We start from the raw sequence: 21,847 nt of genomic DNA on the forward strand, positions 1-21,847 counted from the left end.
CGATTTTTTCAAAAAAATACGAATAGATAGGTAGGAGGAAACATGAAAGCAGAAATCATTGCTGTTGGAACAGAAATTTTGACAGGACAGATTGTCAATACCAATGCTCAGTTTTTGTCGGAAAAACTAGCAGAGATTGGAGTAGATGTTTATTTTCAGACGGCTGTAGGAGACAATGAAGCTCGTCTCTTGTCTTTGCTTGAGATTGCCAGTCAACGTAGTAGTCTGGTGATTTTGACAGGTGGTTTAGGGCCAACTGAGGACGATTTGACCAAACAAACTCTGGCTAAATTTTTAGGGAAAGAATTAGTCTTCGATCCTCAGGCTCAGGAGAAGTTGGATGTCTTTTTTGCCCAGCGACCAGACTATGCCCGAACACCGAATAACGAAAGACAAGCTCAACTTGTAGAAGGGGCGACTCCACTACCGAATGAAACAGGACTGGCTGTGGGAGGAATATTGGAAATCGATGGAGTGACCTACGTTGTCCTTCCAGGTCCACCAAGTGAATTGAAACCCATGGTTTTAAACCAACTTTTACCTAAGTTGATAACAGGGAGTAAGCTATATTCCCGAGTTCTTCGTTTCTTTGGGATTGGCGAAAGTCAGTTGGTTACGATTTTGTCTGATTTGATTGATAATCAAACCGATCCTACCTTGGCACCTTATGCTAAGACAGGAGAAGTCACTCTGCGTCTGTCAACAAAGGCTAGCAGTCAAGAAGAGGCGAATCAAGCATTAGCTGATTTGGAAAATCAAATCTTAGGTCGCCAGACCTTTGAAGGCCTTTCTTTACGAGACCTTTGTTATGGTTATGGGGAAGAGTCCAGTTTAGCTAGCATTGTGGTAGAAGAACTGAAAAAACAAGGGAAAACCATCACGGCTGCTGAGAGTTTGACGGCTGGTCTTTTCCAAGCTACTGTAGCTGATTTTTCGGGTGCTTCAAATATATTTAAGGGTGGTTTTGTAACCTATAGTTTGGAGGAAAAATCAAAGATGTTGGATATTCCTGCCAAGGATTTGGAAGAACATGGTGTGGTGTCTGAATTTACAGCTCAGAAGATGGCTGAGCAGGCACGAATCAAGACCCAGTCTGATTTTGGCCTTAGTTTGACTGGAGTGGCAGGTCCAGATAGCCTAGAAGGGCACCCAGCTGGGACAGTCTTCATAGGCTTGGCTCAAGAGCATGGAACTGAGGTCATCAAGGTTAATATTGGAGGCAGAAGTCGAGCAGATGTACGTCACATTGCTGTTATGCATGCCTTTAACCTAGTTCGCAAGGCTTTATTAAGTGACTAACTTTTGATATAATAGTAGATAGGTCTGAGGACCATTAGAATGTAGGAGAATAGAATGGCGAAAAAACCAAAAAAATTAGATGAAATTTCAAAAAAATTCGGGGCTGAACGTGAAAAAGCCTTGAATGACGCTCTTAAACTGATTGAGAAAGACTTTGGTAAAGGATCAATCATGCGTTTGGGTGAACGTGCTGAGCAAAAGGTGCAAGTGATGAGTTCAGGTTCTTTGGCTCTTGATATTGCCCTTGGTTCAGGTGGTTATCCTAAGGGACGTATCATTGAAATCTATGGGCCAGAGTCATCTGGTAAGACAACAGTTGCCCTTCATGCAGTTGCACAAGCGCAAAAAGAAGGTGGGATTGCAGCCTTTATCGATGCGGAACATGCACTCGATCCAGCTTATGCTGCGGCCCTTGGTGTTAACATTGACGAATTGCTCTTGTCTCAACCAGACTCAGGAGAGCAAGGTCTTGAGATTGCAGGAAAATTGATTGACTCAGGTGCAGTTGACCTTGTCGTAGTTGACTCAGTTGCGGCCCTTGTACCTCGTGCGGAAATTGATGGAGATATCGGTGATAGCCACGTTGGTTTGCAGGCTCGTATGATGAGCCAGGCTATGCGTAAGCTCGGTGCTTCTATCAATAAAACCAAAACAATTGCCATCTTTATCAACCAATTGCGTGAAAAAGTTGGGGTGATGTTTGGAAATCCAGAAACAACTCCTGGTGGACGTGCTCTGAAATTCTACGCATCAGTCCGTTTGGATGTTCGTGGAAGCACACAAATCAAGGGAACTGGTGACCAAAAAGATACCAATGTCGGTAAAGAAACTAAAATCAAGGTCGTGAAAAATAAGGTGGCTCCACCGTTTAAGGAAGCCTTCGTTGAAATCATGTACGGAGAAGGGATTTCTAAGACTGGTGAGCTTTTGAAGATTGCAAGCGATTTGGATATCATCAAAAAAGCAGGAGCTTGGTACTCTTACAAGGATGAGAAAATCGGGCAAGGTTCTGAAAATGCTAAGAAATACTTGTCAGATAACCCAGAAATCTTTGATGAAATTGACCATCAAGTTCGTGTTCAATTTGGTTTGATTGATGGAGAAGAAGCTGCTGAAAGCAAAAAAGATGAAGCAGCTCAAGTAGACTCTGTGAATGAAGAAGTTACACTTGACCTAGGCGACGAACTTGAAATCGAAATTGAAGAATAAGCTGTCAAAGTAGTGGAGAAATCCACTGCTTTTTCGATTCTTTGTTCAAGATCTCAGAACATCTATAGTTTGCTGTTTCTTGTCGCTCTTCTAGAAAGCTGATATAATAGCCTTATGAATAAAAAACGAACAGTGGACCTGATTCATGGTCCTATTCTTCCCTCGCTTGTGAGTTTTGCCTTCCCAATCTTGCTGTCTAATATCTTTCAGCAACTCTATAACACTGCTGATGTCTTGATTGTTGGGCGATTTCTTGGTCAAGAATCCTTGGCTGCAGTAGGAGCGACGACAGCGATTTTTGACCTGATTGTAGGTTTTACTCTTGGTGTTGGCAATGGCATGGGAATTGTCATTGCCCGCTATTATGGAGCTCGGAATTTCACTAAAATCAAGGAGGCAGTAGCAACCACTTGGATTTTAGGTGCTCTTTTGAGTATTGTAGTTATGCTGCTGGGCTTTCTTGGTTTGTATCCTCTCTTGCAATACCTAGATACTCCTGAAGAAATTCTTCCCCAGTCCTATCAATATATTTCTATGATTGTGACCTGTGTCGGTGTCAGCTTTGCCTATAATCTCTTTGCAGGTTTGTTGCGGTCTATTGGAGACAGTCTGGCTGCGCTTGGTTTTCTGATTTTCTCTGCTCTGGTTAATGTGGTTCTGGATCTCTATTTCATTACGCAATTGCATCTTGGAGTTCAATCGGCGGGACTTGCTACCATCATTTCGCAGGGTTTATCAGCGGTTCTTTGCTTTTATTATATCCGTAAGAGTGTGCCTGAGCTACTCCCTCAACTCAAGCATTTCAAATGGGACAAGGCCTTATACGCCGATCTCTTGGAGCAAGGTTTGGCTATGGGCTTGATGAGTTCAATTGTGTCCATTGGTAGTGTGATTTTACAGTCTTCTGTTAATACCTTTGGTGCCGTAATTATCAGTGCCCAGACGGCAGCTCGACGCATTATGGCCTTCGCCCTTCTTCCTATGACCGCTATTTCTGCCTCGATGACAACTTTTGCTTCGCAGAATCTTGGGGCCAAGCGACCAGACCGTATTGTTCAAGGACTTCGAATCGGCAGTCGTTTGAGTATGTCCTGGGCAGTTTTTGTTTGTATCTTCCTCTTTTTTGCCAGTCCAGCCTTAGTTTCCTTCTTGGCCAGTTCAACGGATGGTTACTTGGTAGAAAATGGTAGTCTCTATCTGCAAATCAGCTCAGCCTTTTATCCTATTTTGAGTTTCTTGTTGATTTATCGCAATTGCTTGCAGGGCTTGGGGCAAAAGGTCCTTCCTCTGGTTTCCAGCTTTATTGAACTAATCGGGAAAATCGCTTTTGTGGTCTTTATTATTCCTTGGGCAGGCTATAAGGGTGTTATCCTTTGTGAACCCCTTATCTGGGTTGCTATGACCATTCAACTGTACTTTTCACTGTTCCGTCATCCTTTGATAAAAGAAGGCAAGGCCATCTTGGCAACAAAAGTGTCATCATAGCTCGATTTGCTGAATAAAATCCATTTCCTCTAGTGAAAATCGAAAAAACTTGTGTTATAATAAGAAAGATTAAAATGTGAAAAAAGGAGATTCCTAATGGGACGTAAATGGGCCAATATCGTAGCCAAGAAAACGGCTAAAGATGGAGCTAACTCTAAAGTATATGCAAAATTTGGTGTAGAAATCTATGTAGCAGCTAAAAAAGGTGATCCAGATCCAGAATCAAACTCAGCTTTGAAATTCGTTATCGACCGTGCTAAACAAGCCCAAGTGCCAAAACACGTTATCGATAAAGCTTTGGATAAGGCTAAAGGAAACACAGACGAAACCTTTACAGAAGGACGTTACGAAGGTTTTGGACCAAATGGTTCTATGTTGATTGTTGATACTTTGACTTCTAACGTTAACCGTACAGCAGCCAATGTCCGTGCAGCTTTTGGTAAAAATGGCGGAAACATGGGTGCTTCAGGTTCGGTTTCATACCTCTTCGACAACAAGGGTGTTATCGTATTTGCTGGCGAAGATGCGGATGCAGTCTTTGAGCAATTGCTAGAAGCAGATGTGGATGTGGACGATGTAGAAGCAGAAGAAGGAACAATCACTGTTTATACAGCACCAACTGACCTTCACAAGGCTATCGTCGCTCTTCGTGAGTCAGGTATCGAAGAATTCCAAGTGACTGAATTGGAAATGATTCCTCAGTCTGAAGTGGAATTGTCAGGCGATGACCTTGAAACTTTTGAAAAACTTTATAGCGTCCTTGAAGACGACGAAGATGTACAAAAAATCTACACAAACGTAGACGGCTTCTAATTTAACATAGAAAATATGATCCTAAGTGAGAAAATCACTTGGGATTTTTTTAATCAAGAAAATAGTTCTCACGGAAATTTATTTAGTTCCTAGGAGAACTAAATGCAATGATTAGAAAGGAGTAAGTATGGATAAACCGATGTTGGTTTTAAAACGTTTTGGACACCAGGTACATCTGATGGTACAAAAGGAAGCCAAACGTTGTGGTATTGAATTTATGGGTGTACCTCAAGGACAAGTTCTGCGTTTTTTAGGTTGGCGTGAGCATGAACAAGAATTAACGCTCATCAAGGATATTGAACAAGAACTCAATATTAGCAAGTCTGTTGCTAGTAACTTGGTCAAGCGTATGGTGCAAAATAGTTTGGTGGAGCTGGAGGCGAGTCCTGTCGATAAGCGGGCTAAGTTTGTTCGTTTGACGGACAAATCGCGTTCTCAAATGCAGCAGGTTAAGGCCTTCTTTGAACGAATTGATCAGAGTCTGCTAAATGGTGTTTCAAAGTCAGACTTGGCAATCTTTGAAAAGGTTCTCGGTCAGTTGCAAGAAAATGTTCAGAAGATAGGAGGAGAGAATGAAGAAATTAGCCAAATGAATTAGTGGAAAAGAATGGGGTGTGATTTTACTAGCCATTCTCTTTACCTGCTTTTCGGTTTATCTAGAGTTGGAAGAAGAGGAACTTCCATTTTAAAAAAGAAGTAAGGGCTGGGAAATGACCTAGCTCTAAAAAATCAGCATTCAGTTTTGTAAGATGCAAGATCTGTTTGACTGAATTCTATTTCTCTCAAGCTTTTAAAAGTTTAATTATGATTGCCGAGGTGGGACCAAGAATCAAAAATCAATGAATTTTTAGATTCTGTCGCGCCTTTTTTATGATAATCATTTTGGAAAGATTTTGCTTTTTGGCGGTTTTGTAATATAATAATCCTATATGTTTCATAAAGGCGCTTACGGCATAGGGGGTGAAAAATGGTAGCAGCTAACGTCAAAAAACGGGGTCAGCATTATCAGAAGAAGGCTCTCTGGCCACTTTCCATTCTGCTTATTTTTGCTTTGTTTTTTGTTTATTTCAAGGGCGTTCTGCCAGATGAGAAGCAGGTCAAGATTGGGGCAACCTACATGACCATGAATAATGATTTTTATAAGATCTTAAATGCGGAGCTGGAGAAGAAAACCAACCAGCAGGGCAGCCGGCTTTACGTGCGGGATCCTGAGCTGGGTGAGGGCAAGCAGAGCCAGCAGATTGACTTTTTTGTCCGAGAAAAGGTTGATGTCATTGTTATCAATCCGGTAAAAAGTAATAGTCCAAGTATCATTTCCTCTCTTCAAAAGGCCAAGAAAGCTGGGATTAAAATCATCGTAGTGGATGCGCCTATCAGTCAGGATGTAAAAGTGGATACGACTATTGTGTCGGATAACTACCAAGCAGGCGTCCTGATTGCCCAGGACATGATGAAGCGCTTGCCTTCTGCTAATATTCTCCTTCTAGAGCACCGCAATGCCGTCTCTGCTATGGACCGGATTCAGGGATTTATTGATACGATTGAAAAACAGCCTAGCTACAAGATTATTTCCCAGAAAGAAACACTAGGCCAGACAGAGGAAAGCATGCCGCAAGTAAAAAGTGCCTTAGACGAAGGATTGGACTTTAATGTAGTCATGGCGCTCAATGATCGGGCAGCTATCGGGGCCTTGGCTGCTATTAAAAATCAAGGTCTTGATAAGAAAATCTCCATCTACGGCGTGGATGGATCGCCTGATATCAAAAACTTTTTGGCTACGACTAGCGATATAGAGGGAACCGTGGCCCAATCGCCCATTCAGATGGGACGCAAGGTGGCACAGGTAATTGAGCTGATGCAGGAGGGGAAATCCTACGACAGCCAATACCTGATTCCTGTTCATCTGGTTAATAGAGATAATATCAGTCAATACACAGTTACAGGGTGGCAATAATGAGACCTCAAAAAAGTATCTTTTATAGCAAAATCGCCTTAATGGTCATCAATCTGTTTGCCATTGTCTATAATGCATCCATCTATCTCTTTGTGACCAACTATGTAGCGGCTAAGGGCTTCAGTCACTCGCTTTTGGAGCGTTTGGATGCCATTCCGGGCTCTCCTAGCCTAATCTTCTGGGTATCCATTAGCCTGTATGCCTGTCTGCTTTTAGTCATGTACTATCGGGAGCGCCACCCCAATCAGCTGTCCGTCTATGACAAGGCGACCATTATTGAAATCCTGCTCATGCTGGTCATCTTTTCCGTCTTGCACTCGTCCTACAATGGCTTGATTCTCTTGGTGTTTGCGGATATTTTCTATGGCTCTAAGGAGTTCAATGCTTCCAAGGACAAGAAGTACTGGTTTTCTTTCATTATTTTGAGCTTTGGCATGCTGCTCTTGTCCAACTATAACCTCATGTCGCTCTTTATCAAGCTGCCGTCTTTGGATACCTATATTCGTTTTTATCCTGAGTCTGTACGCTTTTTGCTCTTATTTGGCAAGAACTTTCTCTACTCGCTTAATATTGTCGTCTTTATGATTTCCTTGCTATTCTATATCTTGTCGGCTATTACGGAGCGCCATCGTATTGAGGAAGAGCTTCGCATGGCTTTTCAAGCCAATCGCGAGCTGAACTCTTACCTGGCTTTGTCTGAGAAAATAGCAGAAGATCGAGAGCGGAAGCGGATTGCCAGAGAGATTCACGATACATTAGGTCATGCCCTGACGGGTATTTCAGCTGGTATTGATGCGGTCAAGGTCTTGGTTGATATTGACACCAACCGAGCTAAGGAGCAGCTTAATAATGTCTCTGTCGTTGTTCGAGATGGTATCCGTGATGTCCGCGGCTCGCTCAATAAGATGCGCCCGGGAGCTCTGGAAAATAACACTTTGAAGGAAGCTCTGATTAAGATTATCCGTGAGTATGAAGCCATCTCCAACTTGGAGATTCATCTCCTCTACAAATGGGATAATATTGACTTGGATATTGCCAAGGAAGACATTGTCTTCCGGGTGATCCAGGAGTCGATTACCAACTCTGTCCGCCATGGTCATGCCAAGACTATCTGGATTGAGCTACTAGAGGAAGAAGAAGCTTATGTAATGACCATTCAGGATGATGGTGTTGGCTTTGATGAACTCCACTATGGCTATGGCCTCAAGCAGATGCAGGAGCGCCTAATGATTATTGGCGGAAGCGTCCGCTTTGAAAATCGGGACGGTTTCTACACGCATATCAAAATTCCAAAAATAGGAGGAAGACATGATTAAGGTTTTAATAGCAGACGATCAGGCCTTGATTCGCGAGTCTCTGCAAATCATTCTGTCTGCCCACGCAGATATTGAGGTAGTCGGGACGGTCGGAGACGGCAAGGAAGTGCTGGAAAAGCTTCATCGGGTGCGCCCAGATGTGATTTTGATGGATATTCGCATGCCAGTCATGGATGGTGTTCTCTGTACCAAGGCTGTCAAGGAGCAGTATCCAGATGTCAAGATTATCATCCTGACGACCTTTGACGATGATGAATTTATCTTCTCAGCTCTCAAATACGGTGCATCTGGTTATATTCTTAAAGGGGTTTCGACAGAAGAACTTCATGAAGCTATTCAGACAGTCTATCGAGGCGGAGCTATGATCAATCCCAATATTGCCACCAAGGTCTTCAAAATCTTTTCACAGATGGCCCAGTCCAACTTTGCCATCACAGTGACAGAGGAAAATGTGGAGGACATGAACCGGACGGAGTGGAAGATTATCCAGCAGATTAGCTTTGGGATTTCTAATAAGGAAATTGCAGCCAAACTCTTTCTATCAGAAGGGACAGTCCGTAATTATCTATCGGGTATCCTAGCCAAGCTCAACCTGCGTGACCGGACCCAACTGGCTATCTGGGCCGTACAGACTGGAGTCACCCAGAGAGATTTTAGTAAGGAAGGCGACAAATGAAGTGGAGATTGAGAAATTTGTCCCTGCTGGTTGTCCTGATTATATCTGTTGCTCTGGCTTTTGTATTTTGGGCTTCAGCTCAGGACAAAGTCCTGCGTATCGGGGTCTATGCTGGTTCTAGCTGGGATGTGCCTAACAGTCGCGAAAACAAGGTCTTGGACAGCCTGATTAAAAGATTTGAAAAGACGCATCCTCCTGTCAAGGTCGTTTACGAAAGCGGTATTCCCAAGGATGATTATGCTGACTGGCTGGCAGAGCAAGTCTTGAAAGGCGAGCAACCAGATCTCTTTATGGTGCCAGAAAACGACTTTAGCATGTTGGCTTCGACTGGCGCGCTTAAATCCTTGGATCCCCTCCTAACGGATGATAAGCGAAAGGCTTTTTATCCAGTGGCTTATGAAGCTGGGCAATATCAGGGAGTCAGCTATGCCCTTCCAGTTGAGAGCAATCCTATCATGATGTGTGTCAATAAAGACCTGCTTGAAAAAGAAGGAATTAGCATTCCTGAGTCAGGATGGACCCTGGCGGATTTCTATGAGATTTGCAAGAAAGTAACCAAGGATACCAATGGCGATGGTGTGGTGGATCAGTACGGTATAACGGATTACACTTGGCAGCAGGCTCTGGTAGCTTACGGCGGCCATCTTACCGATAAATCCGGTATCACTGTGGACAGCGCAGAGATGCACCAAGCCTTGGCCTTTATGAGCAAGCTAGATATGCTCAGCCAGCACTATAAGGTGACTTCTAATGACTTTGATGAGGGACGGGTGGCTTTCTATCCTATGAGTCTGGCCCAGTATCGGACCTACAAGCCTTACCCTTACCATGTTGCCAAGTATTCTAGCTTTTCTTGGACCTGTATCCCCATGCCAACAGCTAATAGCCAGGTGATGGGGACACAGGTCAAGACCTCGCTCTTTGCCATGTCTTCCAATACCAAGCAAGAGAAGCTGGCTTGGGAATTTATGCTCTTGCTGTCACAGGATAAAGAAAGCCAGCAGGCCTTGTTTGAAAAATCGCAGGGGACCTCAGTCTTACCATCTGTGGTGAAAAGTCAACAGGCTAGAGAAATCTTACAGGCAGATGATTTTGGCTTGGATTCCTTGACTTCTGAGAGGCTAGACCACATGATGAATCGCTCCATCATTGACATCAGTCTAGAAGTAGACCGTCATACCATGGACCGGATGGACTATCTGATTCAAAATGCTATGCAGAATCAAGAGATTGACAGTGCCTTGCCGAGCATTCAAAGAGAAATAGAAAGCGGAAAATAATCTGCTTTCTTTTTGTTTGCTCTGAAAGGAGCAGGAAAGGTACAGCTGACTAGACAAATATGACAAATGTCATATGTTTCCTGACAAATGTCATCTGGGCAAAGTGACATTTGACAATATGAAACCGATTCCAAAACTTGTACAATAAAATCATCAATAAATCCTTACTTGGCTAAGAGCTAGAAGGAAAAAGGAGGCAGGAAAGATGAAATACCTTGTACTGGTCAGTCATGGGGGACTGGCTGCAGGCGTGCAGAGTTCCTTGAAGATGTTTGCCGGAGACAAGACGGATCAGGTCATTGCGGTTGGTCTTCAGGAAGGCAAGTCAGTTGATGATTTTGCAGTTGATTTTACTCAGGCCTTAGATGGCTTAAGCAATGATGACAGTGTCTTAGTTCTGGCTGATATTGTAGGAGGCAGTCCTCTGACGACAGCAGCGAGCGTCTTAGCTGACATAGGTAAGCTCGACTCAGCAGTTATCTTGGGCGGTTTGAACCTGACCATGGGACTGACTGGCTTGGTTATGAAAGACATCTTAGACGGGAAAGATCTGGCTCAGGCTATCCTTTCCGAGGCTACAGCTGCTTTGCAGGAATTTGAAGTCGTAAGTGATGCAGCTGAAGAAGATGAAGACGACATTTAGTACTTCCGTCATACATTCTAAAAGATAAAAGGAGATTTTAAAGATGACAGTATCATTTGTACGGATTGACGACCGCATGATCCACGGTCAAACAGTCACTCGCTGGGCCAAGGAATACCCTTGTGATGGCCTGATTGCAGTAAATAATGCTGCAGCAGGAAACAAGGTTTTGATTCAGGCCTACAAGGGAGCTTCTGACAAGAAGACTTTTGTTTGGACCAAGGAAGCCTTCAAGGAAAAATCAGGCAAGGTCACAGAGTCAGACAGCCGCTATTTCCTCATTACGAAAAATCCTGTGGACATGAAAGAAATCCTAGTGGACCAAGGCTTTGTACCTGGTGATGTTAAGGAAATCATCATTGGCCCTGCTAATGACCGTCCTGGAGCTATTAAGCTGGGGAATAACCAGTCCATTACCCAGGAAGAGGCAGAAGCGATTGAGGCGATAGAAAAAGCAGGCTACAAAGTCAAATTCCAGCTCCTACCAGATGTTTCCATCGGTTATTGGAGCGATTTCAAGTCTAAATTTGGTTTTTAATTATAATAATGAAAAGGAGAGTCTATTATGACAATTTCTTGGCTGCAAGCCGCTTTACTGGGTCTTTTCGCTAGTTTAGCTTCTATGCCTGGTATGGGTGGTACTAGTATTGGTAACTACACTTTGGGACGTCCTCTGGTCGGAGGCTTGATTAGCGGGCTGATTCTCGGAGACTTAACAACAGGGATTATGGTTGGGGTAGCCCTTCAGGTTCTCTACATCGCTCTGGTAACACCAGGTGGTACAGTTTCTGCTGACGTGCGGGCGATTTCTTACATTGGGATTCCTCTCGCAATCTTATTTGTTCATTCTAAAGGAATCACGTCTGAATCTGCTATTGCTGCAGCAGCTGCACCAATCGGAGCAGCAGTTGGTACTATCGGTACAGTTCTCTTCTATGGAACAGCTACTACAAACCTGCTATGGCAGCACATTGGCTGGAAAGCCGTTGAAAAAGGCGAATTTAAAAAGCTTTACGCTGTTGACTGGGTTTATCCTTGGATTTCCCACTTTGTCTTCTCTTTCCTTCCAACAATGCTTATCACTAAGTTTGGCCCCGATATGGTTGAGCTGATGAAGACCCACCTGCCAATGGATGGCTTCATCATGAAATCCCTCTTTACAGTCGGAGCTCTTCTCCCATGTGTAGGTATTGCCATTCTCTTGAAACAAATCGTTACCAAGGCTGCTGACTTTATCCCATTCTTTGTGGGCTTCACCTTGGCTAAGTCACTTGGTCTTAATTTGGTTGCCAGTGCAGTTGTTTCACTGATTTTTGCAGTAATTTACTATGAATTGGAAGTAATCAAATCAGCTCGTGTGACCGCGCCGGCTGGTGGGGCTGACTTTGATGACGATGAGGAGGATATCTAAGATGGCTGAAAGAAAGAAAATAACTAAAAAGACTTTAGCGAAATCATTCCACCATTGGTACTATGGTCATTTGACTTGCTTCTCTCAAGAGCATATGCAGACTTTTGGTTACTTGACCTCTATGCTACCAATCGTGGAAGAACTCTACAAAGACAAAGCAGAGCAGAAAGAAGCTATGCAGACCTATACGGCTTTCTTCAACACAGAACCTCAGCTCGGAGCTTTGGTAGTGGGGATTACAGCTGGTTTGGAAGAAGCGCGTGCCAATGGAGACGCTGTTGACGGCGAAACTATCAATGGTATGCGTGCCGGTCTCATGGGACCTATCGCAGGTATCGGTGATTCATTGGTTGTCGGAACCCTAATCCCAGTTCTGCTGGGGATTGCCCTTGGCCTCTCAAAAGGCGGAAATCCTATCGGGGCTCTCTTCTACATCCTTGTATGGAATGTTCTCATCTATGGCGGTATGCGCTTTGCCTACTTCAAAGGCTATGAATTAGGGGACAAGGCGGTTGAATTCCTTGTAGGACCTAAAGGACAGGCGCTTCGTAAGGCAATCAGTGTCATTGGTGGTATGGTTATCGGGGCAGTTGCTGCAACTTGGGTATCTGTAACGACTTCATTAGAGCTGAAAAATGCTGATGGCGAAGCCTTCTTGAAGCTACAAGAAAAGATTGACGGTGTTTATCCAGGTCTCTTAACAGCTGGCTTTATCACCCTTTGCTGGTGGCTGATGGCCAAGAAAAAAGTATCACCAAACCTTGTTATGCTCCTCTTGGTTGTCATTGCTTTGATTGGTGTAGCACTGGGCATCTTTGATCCTCAACTGAAATACTAATTCCTACTCAAGTTTCAGACTGGCAGTAAGTCCGATATGCTGCTAGTCTAGTATCAATTTGTTTGACTTAAATAAAGAATGGAGAAAATCATGACAGAACAAGAATTGATTCAAGGTTATGAAACAGAAATTCACTACCAGAAGCATATGATTGAAAATCTAGGACGCTGGTTTACTCTCTTCTTTGTCATTGCCAGTATCGGTCTTGTTCTGATTTACTTCTTTCATGAGACTAATCTATTAGCACTGATTGCAGGAATTGTCCTAGCCCTTCTGGGTGTCTTAGCCATGCTCTTGTTTGGTTATGGCATCTACAGAGGACGGCTCAATCTGCAAAAGGTGATCAATGATTTTGAAGCAAAACTAAAACTTGCAAGATAGACATTTAACCTAGAAAACATAATCCTAAGTGAGAAAATCACTTGGGATTTTTTTAATTCAAGAAAATAGTTCTTATGGAAACTTTTGTCTTGACATCTCTTTTCAAAGTGGTAAAATAGTTCTCATGAAAACTTATTTAGTTCTCAGGAGAACTAAATGCGATGGTTAGAAAGGAGTTAGTATGGATAAACCGATGTTGGTCTTTAAGCGTTTTGGTCACCAGATTCATTTGATGGTACAAAAGGAAGCCAAACATTGTGGCATTGAATTTATGGGTGGACCGCAAGGTCAGGTGGTGCGTTTTTTGGATAGCCGTGAAGAAAACCAAGACTTGGTCTTGATTAAAGATATCGAGCAGGAACTCAATATTACTAAGTCTGTTGCTAGTAATCTAGTCAAGCGTATGGTGCAAAATGGTTTGGTGGAATTGGAGGCGAGTCCTGTTGATAAGCGGGCTAAATTTGTTCGTCTGACGGACAAATCGCGTTCTCAAATGAAGCAGGTTAAGGCCTTCTTTGAACGCATTGATCAGAGTCTGCTAGATGGTGTTTCAAAGTCAGACTTGGCAATCTTTGAAAAGGTCCTCGGTCAGTTGCAAGAAAATGTTGAGAAGATAGGAGGAGAGAATGAAGAAATTAGCAAAACGAATTAGTGGAAAAGAATGGGGGATGATTTTACTAGCCATTCTCTTTACCTGCTTTTCGGTTTATCTAGAGTTGGAAGTGCCGACCTATATCTCGAAAATTACGGATTTGCTGGGAACTCAGGGTACCAACTTAGATGAGTTATGGCATCCAGCAGGTATGATGGTGGGAATGTCCTTTCTGGCCTTCTTGTCCGCAGTTGCAGTTGGATTTTTTGCGTCCAGAGTGGCAGCTTCTTATACTAGTAGGCTGAGAAGTGATATTTTTAACCGAGTTTTGGATTACTCGCAGACAGAGATTAAGAAATTCTCTATTCCCAGTCTCTTGACGCGTACTACCAATGATATTACTCAAGTTCAAATGTTGATTACCATGGGCTTGCAAGTGGTAACGCGTGGTCCGATTATGGCTATCTGGGCTATCGGGAAGATTTTAGACCATTCAGAATACTGGCTCTGGGCCGTTCTTGTAGCAGTGATTGTCAATGTTTTGATGACGACAGTCTTGATGACGCTAGCCTTTCCAAAACAGTCCTTGATTCAGGGGCTGACTGATAAACTGAACAGTATCACTCGTGAGAGTTTAACAGGTATTCGTGTCGTTCGCGCCTACAATGCTGAAGAATACCAAAATGAAAAATTTGCAGCAGCAAATGATGAATTGACACGCTTGAATTTGTTTGTCAACCGTCTTATGGCTATTTTGAACCCTATCATGATGGGAATTTCAAGTGGTTTGAGTGTGGCGATTTACTGGATTGGGGCCTATGTGATTAACGACGCTGCTCCGATAGCACGTCTGCCTCTCTTTAGTGATATGATTGTTTTCATGTCTTATGCCATGCAGGTTGTCATGGGCTTCCTTCTCATGGGAGCACTCTTCATCGTTCTTCCCCGAACTATGGTCTCTGCTAAGCGGATTAATCAAGTTTTAGATTTGCATTCTTCTATCCAAAACCCTGCTCAAGTGCAGCTGGCTGATGAAAACCTCAAAGGTCAGGTCGAATTTAAGGATGTGACCTTCCGATATGCGGCAAATTCGGAGGCGGTTATTGAGAATGTTAGCTTTAAAGCAGAAACTGGTCAAACAGTGGCCTTCATTGGGTCAACGGGTTCAGGTAAATCAACTCTGGTCAATCTGATTCCACGTTTCTATGACGTATCAGCAGGAGAAATTCTGGTGGACGGTGTCAATGTTCAAGACTATGCTCTAGAAGATTTGCGCAACAAGGTTGGCTATATTCCACAAAAAGCTGTTCTCTTTTCAGGTGATGTCAAAGACAATCTAGACTTTGGACAAAGTCAAGAAACACCACTTAGTGAGCAGGCTATGTGGCAGGCTTTGGAGTTGGCCCAGTCTAAGAACTTTATCGAAGACAAGGAAGCGGGCTTAGAGTCAGAAGTGGCCCAAGGAGGAACTAACTTCTCAGGTGGTCAAAGACAGCGTCTAGCAATTGCGCGTGCCTTGGCTCGGAAGCCAGAAATCCTCATCTTTGATGACTCCTTCTCAGCCTTGGACTACAAGACAGATCGTGTCCTACGCCAAGAGTTAGCAGAGAAAACAAAATCTATGACCAAACTTATCGTTGCACAACGTATTTCAACGATTATGGATGCAGATTTGATTTTGGTCTTGGATCAAGGTAAAGTCGTGGGACAAGGCACCCACAAGGAGCTTCTAGCTAATAATGAAGTTTACCAAGAAATTGCCTATTCACAACTATCGAAGGAGGAATTGGAACATGGAAAATAAGAAAATGTCTCTCTGGAAACAGAGTAAACCCTATCTTGCAGGCCTCCAGTTTGCCCTTCTAATCGCCTTTCTAGCAACAATCGTATCCAATATCATTACTGTATATGGTCCAACCCGTATTAAGGAAATGACTAATATCATTGCCAGTGGTCTGGAAACAAGTGTGGATGTCGCGGCGGTTGCAGCTATTGGTGGTTTTTTGGCCGTCATTTATGTGATCGGACTTCTATCAAATTATTTGCAGGCCTTTCTGTTTACAACAGCTATTCAACGTTTTTCAGAGCGTTTGAGAAGAGCGATTGCAGAGAAAATCAATAGCCTACCATTGGGATATTTTGATGGGCACTCTCAGGGGGATACTTTGTCTCGTGTAACCAATGACGTTGACACTGCAGCACAGTCCCTGAATCAAAGTCTGGGAACAGTTCTTTCATCTAGTTTACTGGTCGTGGCAGTCTTGGTAACCATGTTTGGGATGAACTGGATTTTAGCCTTGGTGACGGTTGTTTCAACCCTTATTGGTTTTGTTTTCGTGTCCGTCTTTATGGGCAAATCCCAGGGCTTCTTTAAGAGTCAGCAACAAGATTTGGCAGCTGTCAATGGCTATGTGGAGGAAATGTACTCTGGCCATAATGTGGTGACCAGTTATAATGCCATCGAAAGTACGAAAGAAGAATTTGCGACATTAAACCATCGTCTGTATGATAGTATCTGGAAATCTCAGTTTATTTCAGGGATTATGATGCCAATCATGATGTTCATTGGGAACTTTAGCTATGCCCTAGTGATTATCGTCGGTGCAGCCTTGGCCTTAAATGGGCAGATTAGTATCGGGATTATCGTTGCCTTTATGGCCTACGTGCGTATCTTTTCTCAGCCCCTTTCACAAATTGCTCAAGGGATTACCAGTCTTCAGCAGGCTAGCGCAGCCATGGGACGTGTCTTCGAATTCCTAGCTGAAGAGGAAATGGAGGATGAATCCCATAAAGAAAGACAATTGAGCGATATGAAAGGGCAAGTTGTCTTTGATCGAGTTTCTTTTGGATACACACCAGAGCGAACCATTATCCATGACTTTTCTGCGACAGCTCATGCAGGTCAAAAGGTTGCCATTGTAGGGCCGACCGGAGCTGGGAAGACAACCATTGTCAATCTTTTGATGAAGTTCTATGAGATTGATAAGGGAAGTATCCGTATCGATGGTGTGGATACCAAGGATATGAAGCGTTCGGAAGTACATGATGCCTTTTCAATGGTCTTGCAGGACACCTGGCTCTTTGAAGGTACTATTCGCGACAATCTTATCTATAACCAAGAGGGTATTAGTGATGAGCGCGTGATTGAAGCTAGCAAGGCTGTAGGGATTCACCACTTTATTATGACCCTACCAGATGGTTACGATACCGTCTTGGACGACACAGTAACCTTGTCTGTCGGGCAAAAACAACTCTTGACCATTGCTCGTGCTTTGCTGAAAGATGCGCTACTTCTAATTCTGGATGAGGCGACTTCTTCTGTTGATACCCGTACTGAGGAATTGATCCAGAAAGCCATGGACCGATTGATGGAGGGAAGAACTTCCTTTGTCATCGCCCACCGCTTGTCAACTATCCGAAATGCTGATCTGATTCTTGTCATGAAAGATGGCAATATCATTGAGCAAGGCAATCATGATGAGTTGATGGCACAAGGAGGCTTCTACGCTGACCTTTATAACAGTCAATTTACAGAAGACGAAGCAGAAGAATAAACCCAAAGAAGGCTTGACGGCCTTCTTTTTCTGCACTATACTAGAAGACAAGTGCTTCCCTATAAGCAAAATTTGAGTAAGTGATGAGAAAATATATGAAAAATTATCAAGAATGGTATGGCCACGTTGCTAGTAACATTAAAAATAAGCCCTTTCTTCTGAGCTTGTTAAGAACTTTCAATCGGTTCATGACGGCAGTTATGCCTATGATTTATCTAACCTTGTTAGCAACTACCTATCTCCAACAAGGACTTGGGAAACAGGTCGGAATCTATTTGTTTATCCCTGCATCAGGTTTTGTGATTTTATCCTTTCTTCGTAAGAAAATCAATGCCCCTAGGCCTTATGAGGAATGGGATATTAAACCTTTGCTTGACAGAGATAGCCCTGGTCAGTCTATGCCCAGTCGTCATGTCTTTTCAGCAACCATTATCTCCATGGCTTGCTTGCATGCTAGTTTATCTGTAGGGGTTATCTTATTGGTCTTGTCAGCTTTCCTCGGTCTAGCGAGAGTCTCAGGTGGCGTGCATTATCTCAAGGATGTAGTGGTTGGTTATATTTTTGGTCTTGTGTGGGGTGTGATTTTCTTTCTATTTTGACCTGCAAGTTAAGGTGGCCCTACAACCACTTACGGGGTTAAAGTAACCACTTGCTTTTTTGCTCTTGTTTTCTTATTTTGGCTTTGATATAGTAGAGTCAGAAAGGATATGGAATGAAGTTACGAATCGAAATTGACAGCAATTTAGAGGAAACTGAAATTGTCATCAAGGCAGCGGCTTTGACAGATGAGATTGCGGATTTACAGCGCCTCTTGCAAGAATCCAAGTCTCCTAGGTTGATTTTTTACAAGGGGACGGGTGAATATTATCTGGACTTGTCGGAAATTCTTTTCTTTGAAACAGAGGGGAACAAGATTTACGCCCATACCCAGAAAGATGCCTACGAGGTTCGACTTAAACTCTATGAGTTAGAGTCTATCCTGCCCCGTTATTTCAGTCGAGTATCCAAGTCGACCATTGCTAATATTCGGCAAGTTTACTCGGTGGACAAGTCCTTTTCAGGAACGGGCACCATTTCCTTTTATCAGACCCACAAGGAGATTCATGTCTCACGACATTACCAATCCCTCCTAAAAGAAAATCTAAGAAACATGAGGTAAGAACATGAAAAAGAAAGCATTTGGTATTGTGTTGCTAGTATTGGCAGCTTTAATATTATTACAAGGAAATTTTGGAATCCCTTCATTCGGTGGGCAAATTTGGCCCTTGCTTGGTATTGCATTTTTTGCCTATCAATCAGTTGGAGCTTTGTTGCGTCGTCACTTAACTTCAGCCTCTTTTACAGCTCTAGTAGCCTTAATGATTGCTAACCACTTTTATGGCATTTTACCAATTCCCAATCAGTCATTGTTCTGGGCAAGTATTTTAATCGTAATGGGTGTCAGCGCACTCACTCATTCTAACAGAACTTGGAATGGGAAAAAATGGTGGTATGATGGTAAAAAGACCATTCTTACAGATAAGGAAGTTGCTTTTGGGACTGGGACTTTCTACAAGCAAAATCAAGAATTGGTAGACGACCAAGTAGAAGTTGGTTTTGGAAATGCCAAGATATATTATGACAATGCAGAGATTTTAGGAGATAGCGCAACTCTGAAAGTGGAAGTCGGTTTTGGGAATGCAGTTATCTATGTTCCTAAACATTGGGGAGTTGATTTAAAGGTAGAAACTTTCTGTGGCGTAGCCAAGGCAGATACTCCTCTAGCGCCAACCAGCAAAACCTTGATTATCCGTGGAGATGTGGCCTTTGGGAAGTTGGGAATTGTCTACGTTAAATAAAAAAATCTTCCAATTCCCTTGCAAAAATGAAGAAAGTGTGATAACATAGTACAGTATGTGGTGCTAGCACATCCGCTATATTAGATCTAATAGGAGGAAAACACAAATGGCTAAAGTATGTTACTTTACAGGTCGTAAGACTGTATCAGGAAACAACCGTTCACACGCGATGAACCAAACAAAACGTGCCGTAAAACCAAACCTTCAAAAAGTTACTGTTCTTATCGATGGTAAACCTAAAAAAGTTTGGGCTTCAGCTCGTGCTTTGAAATCAGGTAAAGTTGAACGCGTTTAATAATAAAAGTAAGGAGACCTTAGGGTCTTTTTTCTTTTACTGTAGATATAAAATCATTTGAAAAATAGAGTAAATATCCGCTGATACAGTATTCTGCTTTTACACTTGGGCTGAAATATGATAAAATAGAGTATCAACTAGTTGAGGTAAAAAGGATGACTGTAAAAATTAATACAAAAGATGGTCAAATCGAACTAACAGATGAAGTGATTGCAACCGTCGTAGGTGGAGCAGCAACTGAAATTTTTGGTGTGGTCGGTATGGCTAGTAAAAATGCCCTCAAAGATAATTTCCAAGCCCTTCTAGGTAAGGAAAATTATTCTAAAGGTGTCGTCGTAAAGGCGGCCGAAGATGGCAGTATTGCAGTTGATGTATATACCGTGTTGAGCTACGGAACAAAGATTAGCGAAGTGTCAAAAAACATTCAAGAGCGTGTTCGTTTTAGTTTGGAAAACCAACTTGGAATTACTGCTCAGACTGTAAATGTCTACATTCAAAATATCAAAGTTGTAGGAGAATAACCGTGTCAAAAATTACTACTAGCTTATTTCAAGAAATGGTGCAGGCTGCATCAACTCGCTTGAATAAGCAAGCTGAATATGTCAATTCATTAAACGTCTTTCCAGTTCCAGATGGAGATACTGGAACAAACATGGGAATGACCATTGAAAATGGAGCTAAAGAAGTTGCAGACAAGCCAGCTTCTACAGTTGGCGAGGTAGCGAGCATTCTTGCCAAAGGTCTTTTGATGGGTGCGCGTGGAAACTCAGGCGTTATTACGTCTCAGCTTTTCCGTGGATTTTCACAAGCTATCAAGGATAAAGACGAGTTAACAGGTCAAGACTTGGCCCTTGCCTTCCAATCAGGTGTAGAAGTTGCCTATAAGGCAGTGATGAAACCAGTTGAAGGAACGATTTTGACAGTTTCTCGTGGGGCTGCTATCGGTGCTAAGAAAAAAGCTGAGCAGACAGATGACGCTGTTGAAGTCATGCGTGCAGCCTTAGAAGGTGCTAAAACCGCTCTAGCTAAAACGCCAGATATGCTTCCAGTCTTGAAGGAAGTTGGCGTTGTGGATTCAGGTGGTCAAGGACTGGTCTTTATCTACGAAGGTTTCCTTTCAGCCCTTACTGGCGAATATATCGCATCTGAGGACTTTGTAGCGACTCCGGCCAACATGAGTGAAATGATCAATGCAGAACACCACAAGTCTGTAGCTGGTCATGTAGCGACTGAGGACATTACCTTTGGTTATTGTACTGAAATCATGGTAGCTCTTAAGCAAGGTCCAACCTATGCCAAAGATTTTGACTACGACGAATTCCGTAACTACTTGAATGAGCTTGGAGACTCTCTCCTCGTTGTCAATGATGATGAAATTGTTAAAGTCCATGTCCATACAGAAGATCCAGGACTTGTTATGCAAGAAGGTCTCAAATATGGTAGCTTGGTCAAGGTAAAAGTTGACAATATGCGTAACCAACACGAAGCACAGGTTGAGAAAGAAGTTGCTCAAGTTAGCAAACCAGCTGAAGAAAAAGAATATGCTTTGATTGCTGTGGTGGCTGGTAAAGGTCTAGCAGATATCTTCCGTTCTCAAGGTGTGGATTATGTTATTGAAGGCGGTCAAACTATGAACCCTTCAACTGAAGACTTTATCAAGGCTGTTGAACAGGTCAACGCTCGTAACATTATCTTCCTGCCAAATAACAAGAATATCTTCATGGCAGCTCAATCTGCAGCAGAAGTTTTGGAGCAACCAGCAGTAGTGGTAGAAGCTCGTACTCTTCCTCAAGGTTTGACAAGTCTTCTTGCCTTTGATCCAAGCAAGTCCATCGAAGAAAACCAAGAGCGTATGACAGCTGCTCTTAGCGATGTCGTTAGCGGAAGCGTTACAACAGCTGTTCGTGATACAACCATTGATGGCTTAGAAATCCATGAAAACGATAATCTTGGTATGGTGGATGGAAAAATCCTCGTGTCAAACCCTGACATGCACCAAACCTTGACAGAAACATTGAAACATATGTTGGATGAAGATAGTGAAATCGTAACCTTCTATGTTGGTGAAGATGGAAGCGAAGAACTTGCTAATGAAATTGCTCAAGAAATCGCAGAAGAATTCGAAGACGTTGAAGTCGAGATTCACCAAGGTCAACAACCTGTTTACCCATACCTATTTAGTGTAGAATAAGATTAATGAAGGACTGAGAAATCAGTTCTTTTTTCTTTTTTAGTAAATGAAATCGGTATCTTTTTTATAAAA

Annotated in this window: 23 protein-coding genes and 1 pseudogene; all 24 read left to right on the plus strand. The window is 42.9% G+C overall.

Annotated elements, in window-relative coordinates:
* The first annotated feature begins 42 nt into the window (after window positions 1–42).
* Window positions 43–1,299, plus strand: coding sequence for a competence/damage-inducible protein A (locus ACLNCP_RS04005; RefSeq protein WP_261022469.1), 1,257 nt, complete (start codon window positions 43–45; stop codon window positions 1,297–1,299).
* A 54-nt stretch (window positions 1,300–1,353) separates the two neighbouring features.
* The gene (recA, locus tag ACLNCP_RS04010) at window positions 1,354–2,508 is read left to right on the plus strand and encodes a recombinase RecA (protein WP_261022468.1); all 1,155 of its coding nucleotides are present in this window, start codon (window positions 1,354–1,356) and stop codon (window positions 2,506–2,508) included.
* Between the two features lie 114 nt (window positions 2,509–2,622).
* Window positions 2,623–3,993 carry an MATE family efflux transporter gene (locus ACLNCP_RS04015; protein WP_261022466.1) on the plus strand — a complete coding sequence of 457 codons (1,371 nt, stop codon included), beginning with the start codon at window positions 2,623–2,625 and terminating at the stop codon, window positions 3,991–3,993.
* 96 nt (window positions 3,994–4,089) lie between these two features.
* Window positions 4,090–4,806 (plus strand): YebC/PmpR family DNA-binding transcriptional regulator, encoded by a 717-nt coding sequence (locus tag ACLNCP_RS04020; RefSeq protein ID WP_000532882.1) that lies wholly within the window; start codon window positions 4,090–4,092, stop codon window positions 4,804–4,806.
* Window positions 4,807–4,933: 127 nt separating this feature from the next.
* The gene (locus ACLNCP_RS04025; protein ID WP_004256742.1) at window positions 4,934–5,404 is read left to right on the plus strand and encodes a MarR family winged helix-turn-helix transcriptional regulator; all 471 of its coding nucleotides are present in this window, start codon (window positions 4,934–4,936) and stop codon (window positions 5,402–5,404) included.
* Window positions 5,400–5,474, plus strand: a pseudogene (locus ACLNCP_RS04030) (ABC transporter ATP-binding protein); the annotation flags it as partial. The gene ACLNCP_RS04025 and the pseudogene ACLNCP_RS04030, both read left to right, overlap by 5 nt.
* Window positions 5,475–5,773: 299 nt before the next feature.
* Window positions 5,774–6,760 (plus strand): substrate-binding domain-containing protein, encoded by a 987-nt coding sequence (locus tag ACLNCP_RS04035; RefSeq protein WP_004256744.1) that lies wholly within the window; start codon window positions 5,774–5,776, stop codon window positions 6,758–6,760.
* Complete coding sequence (locus ACLNCP_RS04040; RefSeq protein ID WP_125454389.1) at window positions 6,760–8,076, plus strand: sensor histidine kinase; 1,317 nt, start codon at window positions 6,760–6,762, stop codon at window positions 8,074–8,076. Before ACLNCP_RS04035 ends, ACLNCP_RS04040 begins: the two co-directional genes overlap by 1 nt.
* Window positions 8,069–8,752, plus strand: coding sequence for a response regulator transcription factor (locus ACLNCP_RS04045; RefSeq protein WP_004256751.1), 684 nt, complete (start codon window positions 8,069–8,071; stop codon window positions 8,750–8,752). The genes ACLNCP_RS04040 and ACLNCP_RS04045 overlap by 8 nt, the downstream gene beginning before the upstream one ends.
* A complete protein-coding gene (locus ACLNCP_RS04050) occupies window positions 8,749–10,032 on the plus strand; it encodes an ABC transporter substrate-binding protein (RefSeq protein WP_049501831.1) in 1,284 nt (427 codons plus the stop codon). The genes ACLNCP_RS04045 and ACLNCP_RS04050 overlap by 4 nt, the downstream gene beginning before the upstream one ends.
* Before the next feature lie 205 nt (window positions 10,033–10,237).
* On the plus strand, window positions 10,238–10,675 hold the full coding sequence (locus ACLNCP_RS04055) for a PTS sugar transporter subunit IIA (RefSeq protein ID WP_424844061.1): 438 nt from the start codon (window positions 10,238–10,240) through the stop codon (window positions 10,673–10,675).
* A 43-nt stretch (window positions 10,676–10,718) separates the two neighbouring features.
* Window positions 10,719–11,213: a PTS system mannose/fructose/N-acetylgalactosamine-transporter subunit IIB gene (locus tag ACLNCP_RS04060; protein WP_004193690.1), complete on the plus strand. Its 495-nt coding sequence runs from the start codon at window positions 10,719–10,721 to the stop codon at window positions 11,211–11,213.
* 27 nt (window positions 11,214–11,240) lie between these two features.
* Window positions 11,241–12,086 carry a PTS mannose/fructose/sorbose/N-acetylgalactosamine transporter subunit IIC gene (locus ACLNCP_RS04065; RefSeq protein WP_049501833.1) on the plus strand — a complete coding sequence of 282 codons (846 nt, stop codon included), beginning with the start codon at window positions 11,241–11,243 and terminating at the stop codon, window positions 12,084–12,086.
* A complete protein-coding gene (locus tag ACLNCP_RS04070) occupies window positions 12,070–12,924 on the plus strand; it encodes a PTS system mannose/fructose/sorbose family transporter subunit IID (protein ID WP_002896727.1) in 855 nt (284 codons plus the stop codon). The genes ACLNCP_RS04065 and ACLNCP_RS04070 overlap by 17 nt, the downstream gene beginning before the upstream one ends.
* Window positions 12,925–13,014: 90 nt before the next feature.
* The gene (locus tag ACLNCP_RS04075) at window positions 13,015–13,305 is read left to right on the plus strand and encodes a hypothetical protein (protein ID WP_004256757.1); all 291 of its coding nucleotides are present in this window, start codon (window positions 13,015–13,017) and stop codon (window positions 13,303–13,305) included.
* 181 nt (window positions 13,306–13,486) lie between these two features.
* Complete coding sequence (locus ACLNCP_RS04080; protein ID WP_125454390.1) at window positions 13,487–13,957, plus strand: MarR family winged helix-turn-helix transcriptional regulator; 471 nt, start codon at window positions 13,487–13,489, stop codon at window positions 13,955–13,957.
* A complete protein-coding gene (locus ACLNCP_RS04085) occupies window positions 13,932–15,701 on the plus strand; it encodes an ABC transporter ATP-binding protein (RefSeq protein WP_424844062.1) in 1,770 nt (589 codons plus the stop codon). The genes ACLNCP_RS04080 and ACLNCP_RS04085 overlap by 26 nt, the downstream gene beginning before the upstream one ends.
* Window positions 15,691–17,451 (plus strand): ABC transporter ATP-binding protein, encoded by a 1,761-nt coding sequence (locus ACLNCP_RS04090; RefSeq protein WP_424844063.1) that lies wholly within the window; start codon window positions 15,691–15,693, stop codon window positions 17,449–17,451. Before ACLNCP_RS04085 ends, ACLNCP_RS04090 begins: the two co-directional genes overlap by 11 nt.
* Window positions 17,452–17,546: 95 nt before the next feature.
* On the plus strand, window positions 17,547–18,050 hold the full coding sequence (locus ACLNCP_RS04095; RefSeq protein ID WP_424844064.1) for a phosphatase PAP2 family protein: 504 nt from the start codon (window positions 17,547–17,549) through the stop codon (window positions 18,048–18,050).
* Between the two features lie 113 nt (window positions 18,051–18,163).
* Window positions 18,164–18,610 carry a LytTR family DNA-binding domain-containing protein gene (locus ACLNCP_RS04100; RefSeq protein WP_261814885.1) on the plus strand — a complete coding sequence of 149 codons (447 nt, stop codon included), beginning with the start codon at window positions 18,164–18,166 and terminating at the stop codon, window positions 18,608–18,610.
* A gap of 4 nt (window positions 18,611–18,614) precedes the next feature.
* Entirely contained in the window at window positions 18,615–19,289 is a 675-nt protein-coding gene (locus ACLNCP_RS04105; RefSeq protein WP_020902725.1) for a LiaF transmembrane domain-containing protein, read from the plus strand.
* 106 nt (window positions 19,290–19,395) lie between these two features.
* Window positions 19,396–19,584 (plus strand): 50S ribosomal protein L28, encoded by a 189-nt coding sequence (gene rpmB / locus ACLNCP_RS04110; RefSeq protein ID WP_001140948.1) that lies wholly within the window; start codon window positions 19,396–19,398, stop codon window positions 19,582–19,584.
* Between the two features lie 155 nt (window positions 19,585–19,739).
* Entirely contained in the window at window positions 19,740–20,105 is a 366-nt protein-coding gene (locus ACLNCP_RS04115) for an Asp23/Gls24 family envelope stress response protein (protein WP_000216437.1), read from the plus strand.
* A 2-nt stretch (window positions 20,106–20,107) separates the two neighbouring features.
* On the plus strand, window positions 20,108–21,775 hold the full coding sequence (locus tag ACLNCP_RS04120; RefSeq protein ID WP_020902726.1) for a DAK2 domain-containing protein: 1,668 nt from the start codon (window positions 20,108–20,110) through the stop codon (window positions 21,773–21,775).
* Window positions 21,776–21,847: the final 72 nt, after the last annotated feature.

The organism is Streptococcus sp. CL6.35 (genome assembly GCF_049737915.1).
Classification (GTDB): domain Bacteria; phylum Bacillota; class Bacilli; order Lactobacillales; family Streptococcaceae; genus Streptococcus.